Here is a 13,517-nt window from a genome sequence, read left to right on the forward strand (position 1 = left end):
AAAGTACCTTTGACAGTCGTGTCTGTTTTTAGTTTAAATGCAGCTGGTGTAATCGTGCTTGTTCCTGCAGGGTTTTGCGTGACAGTGATTGTTTTCGTGTCTACAAGCGTTCCAGCGGCATTGTAACCTTTCACAGAAACAACATCCGTAGGGTTCGTAATTTTACCTTTTGCATAGTACTGCCAGTTTGTTGCGTCTACCACGTTCACTTTCGCTGATTCTACACTGTTGACAACGAGCGATACATATTTCACGTTACCAGTAAAGGTACCTTTCACATATGTGTCTGTTGAAATGACAAAATTACTTGGGTTTGGTGTAATCGTACCAGTTAAGCTTTCTGGACCGGCCACAGTAACGGTTGTTGTCGCAATGGATGTGCCTTCGGAATTGTAACCAATGACTTTCACGACATCCGTTGTATTTTTAATCTTGTCTTTCGCGTAGTATTGGAATTTGTTATTTGCGCCTACAGCCACGGCAGGGTACACCGTTCCGTTGACAGAAATGGCTACTTTGCTGACAGAGCCAGTGAAGGAACCTGACACATAACTAGAATCACTGATCGTGAATCCGTTCGCTGTCACCGCACCTTTTAATAGGTTGCCGTCTTTTAATGTTACTTTCGCGCGTGATAGTTCTCTACCAGATGCGTCTGTCGCTACAATATACGCGTTTTGTGTCGTGCTTGTAATCTTGTCTTTCGCATAATATTGGAAGCTTCCACTTACTGGAACGGTTGTATATTTCGTATCGCCTACAAGAAGGTATACTTTTGTTGCGTCACCAGAAACGGTTGCTTTGACGTTGGTATCATAGCCTACATAATAGGCTGCATTGACAACGACAGTACCTGCTGTTTGTTTGGTTACGGTTGTAGAAGCGCTCGATGATTTACCATCTTTCGTTACATTCGCTGTCACAACGGCACCTGTTGTTTGTTTTGGAATCGTCAAGCTGTAATTGCCATCGCCTCCTGTTGTTCCAGTTGCGATTACTGTTCCAGCAGCATTTTTAATCTCGATAGAAGCGTTTGGCTCACCTTTACCTGAAACAACGGTAGAATCATTGGTTAATGGATTAATCGTTGTTTTCGCGAGTTCTTTACCTGCTGTTACAGTTGTATTTCCACTTGTTGATTTACCATTTAATGTTCCTTTTGCTGTCACAACTGTTCCTGCTGCTTGCTTAGTAATGGTCAAGCTGTAGTTACCTTCTCCGCCTGCTGTTCCTGTTGCAAGCGTCGTCCCAGCAGCGTTTTTAATCTCAACTGAAGCGTTTGGTTCTGTTGTTCCTGTTGCTACTGTTGAATCAGCTGTTAGTGAATTAATCGTTGTAGGGGCAATACCACCACGTACGACTGTTGTGTTTGCACTTGATGTTTTACCATTTAGCGTTGCTGTTGCTGTAATAACTGTTCCTGCTGTTTGCTTATCAATGGTAAGACTGTATTTACCTTCTGATCCTACTACTCCTTTTGCAAGCTCCTTACCATCTTGATCCTTCAAAACGATTGCTGAGTTAGGCTCTGCTGTTCCTGACAAAGTTGTTGACTCTGTTGTGATAGGATTATTAATTGTTGTTTGATCGATACTACCACGTACTACAGTTGTGTTTGCACTTGATGTTTTGCCATCTAATGTTGCTGTTGCTGTAAGAACTGTTCCTGCTGGTTGTTTAGGGATCGTAAGAACATATTTACCATCTGATCTCACTGCTCCAGATGCTATCTCCGTTCCATCAGCTTTTTTGATTACAATATCGGCATTTCGTTCTGCTGTTCCTGATATAGTTGTTGCCTCTGTTGTAACTGGATTCTCAATTGTTGTTTGATCGATACTACCACGTATTACAATAGTTGATGCTGTAGCAGAAAATCCATCTAAAGTAGCTGTTGCCGTAATAACTGTTCCTGCTAGTTGCTTATCAATGGTAAGACTGTATTTACCTTCTGATCCTACTTCTCCTTTTGCAAGCTCCTTACCATCTTGATCCTTCAAAACGATTACTGAGTTAGGCTCTGCTGTTCCTGACAAAGTTGTTGACTCTGATGTAACAGGATTATTAATAACTGTATCCGCAATGTCACCACGAACGACTGTTGTTTGTGCAGTAGATGTTTTGCCACTTAATGTTGCTGTTGCTATAACAACTGTTCCTCTTGGTTGCTTAGGAATCGTAAGACTATACTTACCTTCTGATCCTACTTGTCCTTCTGCTAGTAAAGTTCCATCAGCTTTTTTGAGTACAATTGCTGCATTTGCTTCTGCTGTACCTGTTGCTGTTGTTGATTTTGTTGTTAAAGCTGAAATTGTTGTTTGTGCAAGCTCACCTTTTGTAACGGTTGTTGTTGCTGAAGAAGTTGCGGATCCTTTTGTTGCCGTTGCTGTTACTCGTGTGCCCACATCTTGTTGTGGAATGGTAAGGCTGTATTTTCCGTTTGCCCCTACTGTTCCAGAAGCAATAACTTCACCATTGGCCATAAGTTCAATCGTCGCATCTGGTTCCGCTGTACCTGTTGCTGTTTTTGAATCTGTTGTTAAAGCTGCGATTGTAGTTTGTGCAATTGCCGCTTGTTTTACTGTTGTTTCCGCAGAAGAAGAAATACCGTTAGAAGTTGCTGTTGCTGTTACTTTTGTATTCACAGCTTGTTTAGGAATTGTAATGTTATAGTAACCGTCTGATCCTACTGCTCCTGAGCCTAGCGTAGCACCTGCAGCATTTTTAATAACGATTGATGCGTTTGGCTCTGCTACACCCGTTGCTTGTGTTGAATCTGTTGTAAGTTCCTCAATTGTAGTTTGTGCAATATTTGTAAGTGCATAGCTACCACCGAAAAGTTTCGCTGTTGTTTTACTTACAAATTGTGATTGGAATTGTGCACTGTTTGAAGTTAGATTTCTTTGACTCAAGTTGCCTTTCGCCCATCCAGATAAATCAAAAGTTGCTGTTGTAAAGTTGTTGTAGTTACGTGTTGGAATTTCACTGTTGATTAAACCAGAATCCCACGTTGATAGTCCTTTATCAGAATTAATATTGATGTTTGTTGAATTTCCTGCATAGTTGGCAAAAACAGAACCAACAGAGTTCGTATTTGTAATAGCAAAGTTCGAACCATTCTCAAATACTAATTTACCACCCGTTTGCACTGTTCCTTGTTGACCTGGTGAAGTCGCAACAAAATCTGCGCCAGTTTGAACCGTCAAGTTACCACTTGTAATAGAGATACCTTCTTCAACCAAATCGCCTGCAACAGCTTTTAGTTTAGCTCCAGTTTTGACGATCATGTTACCGCCTGCACCTGCTGTGTAGATTGCTTGTCTATTTGTAGAAGTTAAATCCATATTTCCTGCTAAAGTGATTTGCGTGTTGTTGTTATGACCGTAAATAGAAATATCTTTCGAATTTACTTTCAAATTAGAGTTCGCTTCTTGATTCATACTTCCGTATAAACGAATGGCAGGACAGTTAGATGAAGATGTGAAGTTTACGTTTGCGCCATCTTTAATATTGAGAGTTGTTCCTTGAAAAACTTCTTCTAATGCTGCATCTGCTGTAATTTTGCCTTCTAAGATTGTTGTACCATTAGCGTTATATACAAATTGTTGACCGCTAGAAGTTACATCTTTATACGTAACTTGTACGCCTTGATATTCTGACCAGAATAATGGATAGATATTTTGATTCGTCATTGTTAAATCTTCCACACGGTTGACTGAATCTGCTTTGGCAATTCCTATTTTGGCGAAGTTCATATCAATAGTGTGCCCGTTACCATATAGATTTTTTTGTGTTGTGAAGTTAAAGCTTGCTGTTACTTTGAAATCTGCTGTTAATTTGATGTCTTTTACACTTGTATTTAATAATGCTGCCCTGAATTCTGCAAACGTTGCTACCTCTGTTGCATTGGCTGGTGCTGCTGTTAGTGCTGTGCTTTTAAGTGCCGCGCTTTTAAGAGCAGCTTCACTTGCGAATACATTAACAGGTAATGTGCTTAATAAAGAACTTCCCACCAATACAGTTGCTAAGGCGATTGTTCCACTTTTTCTGACGATATTTTTTTTCGTTGACATTAATAAATGTCCTCCTCTGAATTTAAATTATTATTATAGTTGCGCAACTATTTTTTGGACTGAATTCAAAAGTTTTAACTTGAATCAATCATATTTCTTAATTTTTCCATAAGGCACATCCTTTCTTTATGAAAAATTATTTAAATAATCGCTTTCTTGAAACATTTCGAATTAATTTATCTGACAAATAATAAGCCTATGTTTCAAAAAATCATGTTTGCTTTTGAAATTGAACTTCTGCTCTGACCTGAATATACGTTTTACTTGATGATCAAATAATGTTTTTTTATACGTGCACGATCTCTTCCTTATTTAAAATATATTGATTTGGATCGACAGTGAAAATACCATCATTTGCGAGATTTCGATATAAGGTTGTCATATGCTGTCGAGACATACCTAGATAATTCGAAATTATTGCTTTTGTAAAATATTTCGGTATTTTAATTTGATCGCCATCTTCTTCTCCATAAAGCCTTCCTAAATAAGTGAGGGTGGATATAAGTCGTTCTTTTGTATCTTCCATTTGCCACATTTGTTTCTGTAGTAGCTTGGCATTTGTTTCTTTCATAGAATGATAAAGATAAAAGGCACCTTCTTGAGAATACATCAGCTTGCTCATTACTTGTTGTTTTGAGAAGCGCCAAGTCTTTACATCTGTTAACGCGACTGCGCTGATAGCCGATTTTTCATTTCCAAATATATCGTTCATACCAATGATATCGTGTGGACCAATAAAGTAAGTGACGTGTTCATTTTGCCACGCTACACAAACACCGGATTGGATAAAATAAATGTAATCATGTATAAGGTTTTCTGAACTTAATTTTTCTTTCTTGTTAAATATTCTCTCTTCTATATTGATGGGATAAGAGCTTGTATCTGATAATAATTTTAACAACTGCGTACTACCAAACTGTTGATCCATGACGTCCTTATCAAATAATGCCATATAACTCATGTTTGGGCAGCTCCTTTCTGTATTGCCTTTCGATATATTTAATATTACCATGTTTTTTAGGGGTGAGATGGAAAGTATACGTCATAAAAGTTACTTTATTTCATCTATTTTGTGAACACCTGTTTTTTTAGCTGCAGGCGCCTATTTTAGGGGAAAGTTGATTAAGATACACGATCATGCCGTGTGGCTCATCATGGATAATACCTTCTGCCACTAGCAACTTAAAAGCCTTGACAACCGTAACATAGCTTACATTCAAATAGTTAGCTATCATTTTTTTAGAAAAATATTTTTCTGTATAGATACAATGATCTTTTTCTTCACCGTACAAAAAGCTAAGTTGGAGTAACACATCCAATACTCTATCTCTCGCTACGCCTGATCTAATAAGATGATGTGTTAATAACTCTGTGCGGCCAGCCATGACCGCTACTGCTAAACGCCATCCTTGTGCTCTTTTGTGTAATTTTATATGCACATCTTGTAATGTCATTTTGTATAACTTCATTTTGGTCAGCGTCACAATACGTGTTCTTGTTTCACCACCAACCAAAATATTTTCTACTCCTAGGCATTCGTTCCGCCCCAAGAATTGAATAATAATACCATCTTGCATCACTACAGCAACACCGGATGCTATCATGTATATATCTGTTAAAAGTGTATCTTCTGCTATGATGACTTGATCAGCTTCCATGAAACATATTTCACTAGGAATGCTATATGCGCCGCCTGCTACTAAATATTGTTTGAGTAGGCTATTGATACGTTTCTGTTGTTGTAGCGCTTCATTTAAAGTAATGGAACTGTTCATCACGGATACACTCCTTTTTTTCTTTCGTTTTTGTTGTCTGAATTTGTTTACTCACACAGTATACCCCCATTTGCATTTCCGTGCCTTTGGTGTTCCAACTTACAAATGAGAGATTTTTTTGCATTTACGAGATCCTTCGTATTATTTTGGCGTTAAATGTATTACTTTTGTTATGCTGTTCCTGCCGATTATGAACAATTGGTGACAATAAAAATTTATTGGCATCTCGATATAATGTTCTTCTAAAGATACATAATATACATTTTTATCATTTTATAAGAACTCAATATAGTGTTTCCGATCTCCTTTATTTCTCTTTTTTCCCTTTGCTATACTTGATTGTATGCCTTGATACACGCAAAAATGCACATCTAAACTGTTCCTACAGTCCAGATGTGCATTTTATTAGTATATTCATCTTTACTTCTATATTATTCAGTTAAAAATTATTACTTTCGTTTTCTTCCTTAATCCTCAGCATCTATTGGAATTTTTTCTTGTGCCATCAACTCCATAAATCTTTTTACATCTATAATAGTCCAAGGCCTCTTACTAGAAACTAGTATCCCATCTTCTCTCAAAGATTTACAAACGAGGGTTACCAAACTTTTTGAGACGTTGGCCATATCAGCTAGTAGTACGTAATTAACGAACATCGGTAACTCAATACTATTAGGTTTAGCATGGAAACCATCGTACATTAATCTGTATATGCAGAAATATACCCGTTCCGTAGCATCCAAGTTAGCTCGAATAGAAGCTTGGAAAAATTTTTTACGTGTTCTTAAGAAATGTTGCATTAAAATGAAATTGTGAGGATCTTCCTTAGCTAAGACTCGCTCAAAGAACGGAAAATCAATTACCCAGCCAACGATATCTGTAATAGCCTCGTAGCGATATTCCATTGGTAGTTCTGCCTCGTATTCTGTAAGCCTCATGAACTCCGTTGGTTCTAACAAATGTTGAAAAATAAACGCTTGACCTTTCATATAACTAAATTTCATTACACCTGCTTCTATAAAGAAAAGATGGTTATTAATTATTTTTCGCGTTAGTACCTCTCCTTTTTTTATTCGCTTTTCATAGCAACGTTCATGGAAATCTGGATCTGACCTCAAAAGTTGCATCGCATCTATTTTCTCTTTAATATTTGGAAAAAAAGATTCGGAGTACATAATTCTCACCTCTATCTATTTTTTTATGTATCTTCTCTTACAACTTACCCATAATCACATTTTACAAACTCCGCACTTCACTCAGTTTTCTCCTTATGCTACTTCCAAAAAACCGGCGCCAGGGGTATTGATTTGCTAATACATTTTTAGTAGCTAAAATGAGACGGCTATGTTTTGCTATTTTTCTTTGTTTAACGCTTGATGGCATGTCAACAAAATGACAAGATCATAGTTAGCCATTTTTTCGTAATCGACCGCGATGGGTTCATAAATGGATCACAAAAACACTCCCCTACACCACAAGAGCTAGCTTGTCGTGCATGAGAGCGTATTTTATATTACTTTATAATGGGCGATCCAATTCATACAAATGACGATAACGTTCTTCCTTCTCTAGCAATTCCTGATGCGTTCCGTCCATGATCACATCGCCATTCTCCAAGAATAACACCCGGTCCATTTTCTCCACACCAACAAGATGATGCGTCACCCAAACGAGCGACTTCTCTTGCAGTGTCTCAAAAATCGTGCCAAGCAATTCCTTCTCGGTAATCGGATCAAGTCCCACTGTCGGCTCATCCAATACAACGATTGGCGTATCCTGCAACAAAATCCGAGCCAGCGCAATCCGTTGACGTTCGCCACCTGAAAAGCGTGCACCCATCTCCGTCATCTGCGTACGATATCCATCCGGCATGCTCATAATAAAGTCATGCAACTTCACTTGTTTCGCGACCTCAGCCACTTCCTCATCCGTTGCATCCTGATTGCCCATCCGAATATTATTCAGCACCGTCGTATTAAACAAATGCGCCTTCTGATTCAGCATTGAAATCACCTCCGCGATTTGCGGTCGCAACTTCGCAACACTTTCACCATTCAACGTCACAGAACCAGATGTTGGCATCAAAGCGCCCTGTACTAATTTCAAAAACGTCGACTTCCCAGTGCCACTTCGTCCCAAAATCGCAACCTTCTCGCCCTGCTTCAACTCAAAATCCAAATCACGCAAAACTGGAGCCTTTGCTTCCGGATAACCAAATGTCAGTTTTTCCGTACGTAAAATTACGTTTTCCGTATCGATCGCCACTTTTGGGAGCGCACCTTCCTCTTCCCAAGTGAGGAGTTCCGCGTCTTCCATCTGCTCCAAGCGCGCAATCGAATCCTTGTAAAGCGAACCATCACTGACCGCGTTACTCACCGGAATAAAGCTCTCCGACAACGCCAAAATCGCGAGCACAAACGCTGCAATAAAGGTCGGTTCAAAAACGCCATCCACGACTTGCTGATTCGTCCAATACACCATCGAAAGCACCATAACCCCAATAATCAATTGCCCGACAAAATCCCGCAATGTCGCAAAGCGCGCCTGTTTTGTCTCCATCGCCAGCAACACTTTTTCATCCGCTTCATAATCCGCGATAAAATCCTTTTCACGACCACTAAACATCCAGTCGCTAATTCCAAACACCGCATCCGTGAACTTCTGATACAATTTGTTCCGCTCCTGTTTCATGTATGCATTTTTTCCACGCGCGTAAAGCAACGAAACCCAAGGCATCACGAGCACCAGCAAGGCAATATACGCGAAAAATAAAATCGCAAACGGTATCGAAAAGAAGCCCAGTCCAATCACAATACCGCCGTACAAAACCATCGCCACAATATTCGGCAACAACGTCGTCAAATAGTAATTCTGCAAATGCTCAATATCATCCGAAAGAAGCCCCAAAATATCCCCCGTCCGATAACGCGAACGCATCAACAACGCCTGCGGTTCAATGATTCGGTACAAACGCACACGCATCGATGCCAAAATCCGCAAAACGAGCGAATGACTTGCGAGCCGCTCAATGTACCGCGACACTGCACGCATAATTCCGAATGCCCGAACCCCAACTATCGGCACATAAATCAGCAAAATCGTCTCTGGAATCGTCGCTGCCGTCGAAATCAAATATCCCGACGTAAACATCAGCGCCCCCGTCGAGAACACCGTCAGCAAACCAAGCAAAATAACCCAGAGGAAAAGCATCCGATTTTGTTTAATATAAGGCCCAATCCAGCTACTTTGTCTCATCAGATCTCCTCCAATTGGGCTTTGATTAATTTCGCATAAAAGCCATTTTTCGTGAGCAATTCCGCGTGCGTGCCAACTTCCACAATCGCGCCATGATCCAGCACGATAATCCGGTCCATTTCAAGCATCCAATGCAAACGATGCGTCGCAAAAAAGACAAGCCGATCCGTGAACAAATCAAGCATTGGTTGCTTCAACTCGTACTCCGTTTCAATATCCAAATGCGCCGTCGGTTCATCCATCAACACAATTCGGCGATCACTTAAGAATGCCCGCGCAATCGCGATCCGCTGCTCCTGACCACCACTCAGCACACGTCCAGCCTCACCTACAAGCGTATCATAACCAGCATCAAGCTCCGCCACTAACTCACGCAAGCCCGCCGCATCAGCCGCCCGTTCCACTTCCTGGTCATCACTATCCGGCGCATAAAAACGAATATTCTCGCGCACCGTCTCGTGGAACAAATAAGGATGCTGCGGAATATACGTCACCTGACTCTGCCAAGCCGCATCACGCAACTGCACACGTTCGGCGTCATTCCAGAGAAATCCCCCGTCCGTCGGTTCCAAAAAGCCACTGAGCACATCGATCATCGTCGACTTCCCAGCACCCGTGGCACCGATAATCCCAATTTTCTCAAAACCGCTCACCGTAAAATTAGCCGCATCAAGCGACGTCGGCGAATCCGGCTGGTGTTTCACCGTCACATTTTGCAAAGTAAACGACGTATTCGCGTCATAATCCAACGCTTGATCCGCCACAATCTCCGTCACGTCCTTATCAATAATCTCCTGAATCACGCGTCCAGCCTCTTGCCCAGCAAGCGTCGCATGATAATCTGAGCCAACCTCACGAACCGGCAAAAAGTACTCCGGCGCCAAAATCAGAATCGCTAAAGCCGGCTGCAAAATCATCGTCGACTCAATCAAGCCTAAGCCCAGAAACACCGCCACCGTCGCGACCGAAAGCATCGTAAAGAAGTCCAACGCAAACGAAGACAAGAACGCCATCCGCAAAGTCCCCATCGTCGCTTTCCGGTAATCTTCACTCACCTTCGCAATATTCCCCTCGTGCGCGCGACTAATCCCCAAATACTTCAACGTCTCGAGCCCTTTAAGCGAATCCACGAAATGGTTCGACAACACCCGATGCGTCTCAAACTGGCGATCCGCCTGAGCCTTCGTTGCCAGCCCAATCATAATCAAAAACAGAATCAAGATCGGCAACGTCAAAATCAGAATCGTGCCCGACGTCGTATCTTCTATAAATACGTAGATTAAAATCATCACCGGAATAATCGACATATTCATCAATTTCGGCAAAAACAGCTCCAAATAACGACGGAAATCAGCGACACCCTCCATGACCATCGTCACGACTTTCCCTGTCCCCTCCGCACTCGTAAAACGCGGCCCAAGTAGAAACAGTTTCGAAAGCAACGCCTCACGCATTGCCGTCCCCGTTTTTGCAGCATAGTCATAGACAATTTTGCGTTTCCATACATTCAAAAAATGCCGTACGAGATAAGCCCCCGCAAAGAGGCCTAAATCGAACAGCGCATCTCCCCACGGATCACCGTGAAAGAGCGTCGTAATCGCAGTTGCTAAGTATTTTGCCATCGCAATGATAGCCGCGCCCTGAATTATAGTCAGGACGGCTAACATCGCAAGGATCGGTTTGATACCTTGGTATTTCAATAAATCTCTACCCATTAGTACGTCATTTTCTCCTTACTGGATACACGCTTGCGGAACACATAATAGCTCCAGATTTGATAACCTAGTACAAACGGCAAAAGCGTCAGAGCCACGATTGTCATTACTTTTAGCGAATAATCGCCAGATGCTGCATTATGAATCGTTAAATCATACAACGAGCTTGTCGAACTAATCATCACACGCGGGAATAATCCTGCGAAAATCGAACCGATCGTCCCAACAATTCCGAGTCCACTAAACGCAAACGCCCAACCTTCGCGTCCCTTCCAAAGAGAAAGCGCAGAGATCACGTAAAACACGACTGTCGCTCCAATCATAATCGGTAACAAAATCGGACGAACTTGGAAAATATCTGTATAGAAGAAGGCCATAACAACAAAAATCGCAAGGACAGGAACCGTTACAAACCACATCCGTTTGGCAATCCGAGTCGCACGTTCACGAATTTCGTCATGCGTACGAAGCGTAATGAACAGCAAACCGTGGAAGTAACAAATCAGCGTTACCGTCACACCGCCCATAAGCGAGAATGGCGTAATGTAATCGAAGAACCCTGCATTCATATTCATTTCACTATTAATCGGCATCCCCGCAACAAGTGAGGAGAACAAGACGCCAAGCAAGAACGGCGGCAAAATACTACCGATAAAAATAACCCAATCCCACGTCTTCACCCAAGCCTTCGTATCATGTTTCCCGCGGAATTCAAACGAAACCCCACGACCAATGAGCGCCAGCAAGAAGAATACAAGTGGAATATAATAACCACTAAACATTGTCGCATACCAGTTCGGAAACGCCGCAAAAATCGCGCCCCCAGCCGTCAGCAACCAAACCTCATTCGCGTCCCAGAATGGCCCAATCGTATTGATTAAAACACGACGTTCCAAATCATTCCGAGCCACAAAGCGCGTCGACATCCCAACCCCGAAATCAAAACCTTCCAGGAAGAAAAAGCCGATGAAAAGTACAGCAACTAAAAGGAACCACAGTTCGTTTAATTCCATCTTAATTCGCCCCCTTTAAATCAAATGGATCCACAGACGCAGGCTCTTTTTTGCCTTTTTTCTTGTCATGATTATGCGCGTCTGGGCCTGCCTTAATTTCACGAATAAATAGCCAGACGAGTACAATCGCGAGCGCTAAATAAATCGCTGAAAATGCAATAAGTGAGAACAGTATCGAGCCCGCCGAAACGTTCGGTGAAACCCCGTCCGCCGTTGACATATAGCCAAATACCACCCACGGTTGACGCCCAACTTCCGTCATGATCCACCCCATCGAGTTTGCGATGAACGGGAAAGCGATCATTGGAATCATCAAACGTAGATACAATTTTGACGTTGTTAATCTCTTACGCCATGCAAGGAAAGCTCCCCACAAGCCGAATAGAATCATTAACATACCAGAGAGCACCATGATCCGGAAGCTCCAGAATGACGTTTTAACCGGTGGAATGTAGTTCATATCCGCCCCGAAACGATCTTTGTACTTCTCTTGATACTCGGCCTGCAGTGATTTCATACCTTGAACACTACCAGAGAACGTTGAGTACGAGAGGAAACTTAGCGCGTATGGAATGTTGACTTCCCAGGTATTCTTCTGATTAGCTACATCAATACCCGCGATCATCGTCCACGGTGCCGGATCGGCTGTATCCTCCCAAATTCCTTCCGTCGCCGCCATTTTCATCGGTTGCGTTTTAACAAGATATTGCGCTTGTTGGTGACCACTGAAAGCCGTACCAAAACCACCGATAATAACGAGTACAAGCGCGATTTGGAACGATTTTCGGAAAAAGTCTACATCTTGCTTTTTAAGTAATTTGTAGGCGCTGACCCCTGCGACAAAGAATGCCCCCGTCGCGAACGCACCAAAGATAACGTGTGGAAACTCCACAAGTAACTGCCCATTCGTAATAAGCGCCCAGAAATCGTTCATTTCCGCACGACCATTAATTTCTTGGAACCCTACTGGATGCTGCATGAACGAGTTCGCCGCCAAAATCCAGAACGCGGAGAAGACCGTACCAAGCGCAACAAGCCAAATACATGCCAAATGTAATTTCTTGTTCAGGCGATCCCAACCGAAGATCCACAATCCGATAAACGTCGATTCCATAAAGAACGCGAGTAGCGCTTCAATCGCAAGCGGCGCCCCAAATACATCCCCTACGAATCTGGAGTAATCCGACCAGTTCATCCCGAATTGGAATTCCTGAATAATCCCTGTTACTACCCCCACAGCGAAGTTGATTAAGAACAAGTGTCCCCAGAACTTCGACATTTTTTTGTAGATTTCTTTTTTCTTCACAACATACAACGTTTCCATAAGAGCAACCATAAATACAAGTCCAATAGAAAGTGGTACAAATAAGAAATGGAAAACGGTTGTTGATCCGAATTGAAGTCTAGCTAAGAAAAGTTTATCCACCTTTTTTCCTCCTTTTTGTGTTTATTTGGGTGTTTAACCCGATTTTGTCTTTATTATTATAATTTGCCGACTGTTTACTATACACATTAATCGATTGTGAAAAACTGTGAATACTGTTACGCTCTCTTGTGTTTTAATTCACAAAATCATGTGTACGAAAATAAAGTATGTAGGAATCATCTGTTTACCGTGAAAATTTTTCATTTTTCAGGCTTTGTCTATTTTCTCACATAAGTAAACGAGCTATAGAAACCGGACTA

Annotated in this window: 8 protein-coding genes; all 8 read right to left on the minus strand. The window is 41.8% G+C overall.

Annotated features, from left to right (window positions below):
• On the minus strand, positions 1–4,073 hold a 4,073-nt coding region (locus HCJ54_RS12000), incomplete at its 3' end, for an Ig-like domain-containing protein (protein WP_187137815.1).
• A 286-nt stretch (positions 4,074–4,359) separates the two neighbouring features.
• Positions 4,360–5,034 (minus strand): Crp/Fnr family transcriptional regulator, encoded by a 675-nt coding sequence (locus HCJ54_RS12005; protein ID WP_036066515.1) that lies wholly within the window; start codon positions 5,032–5,034, stop codon positions 4,360–4,362.
• A 127-nt stretch (positions 5,035–5,161) separates the two neighbouring features.
• Complete coding sequence (locus HCJ54_RS12010) at positions 5,162–5,848, minus strand: Crp/Fnr family transcriptional regulator (protein WP_187137816.1); 687 nt, start codon at positions 5,846–5,848, stop codon at positions 5,162–5,164.
• A 467-nt stretch (positions 5,849–6,315) separates the two neighbouring features.
• Positions 6,316–7,023, minus strand: coding sequence for a Crp/Fnr family transcriptional regulator (locus HCJ54_RS12015; protein ID WP_187137817.1), 708 nt, complete (start codon positions 7,021–7,023; stop codon positions 6,316–6,318).
• 343 nt (positions 7,024–7,366) lie between these two features.
• Positions 7,367–9,103 carry a thiol reductant ABC exporter subunit CydC gene (gene cydC, locus HCJ54_RS12020; RefSeq protein WP_187137818.1) on the minus strand — a complete coding sequence of 579 codons (1,737 nt, stop codon included), beginning with the start codon at positions 9,101–9,103 and terminating at the stop codon, positions 7,367–7,369.
• On the minus strand, positions 9,103–10,818 hold the full coding sequence (cydD, locus tag HCJ54_RS12025) for a thiol reductant ABC exporter subunit CydD (RefSeq protein WP_187137819.1): 1,716 nt from the start codon (positions 10,816–10,818) through the stop codon (positions 9,103–9,105). The genes cydC and cydD overlap by 1 nt, the downstream gene beginning before the upstream one ends.
• Positions 10,818–11,831 carry a cytochrome d ubiquinol oxidase subunit II gene (gene cydB, locus HCJ54_RS12030; protein WP_036066531.1) on the minus strand — a complete coding sequence of 338 codons (1,014 nt, stop codon included), beginning with the start codon at positions 11,829–11,831 and terminating at the stop codon, positions 10,818–10,820. Before cydB ends, cydD begins: the two co-directional genes overlap by 1 nt.
• A 1-nt stretch (position 11,832) precedes the next feature.
• On the minus strand, positions 11,833–13,257 hold the full coding sequence (locus tag HCJ54_RS12035) for a cytochrome ubiquinol oxidase subunit I (RefSeq protein ID WP_185409710.1): 1,425 nt from the start codon (positions 13,255–13,257) through the stop codon (positions 11,833–11,835).
• Between the last annotated feature and the right edge of the window lie 260 nt (positions 13,258–13,517).

Source organism: Listeria grandensis (assembly GCF_014322885.1).
Classification (GTDB): domain Bacteria; phylum Bacillota; class Bacilli; order Lactobacillales; family Listeriaceae; genus Listeria_A; species Listeria_A grandensis.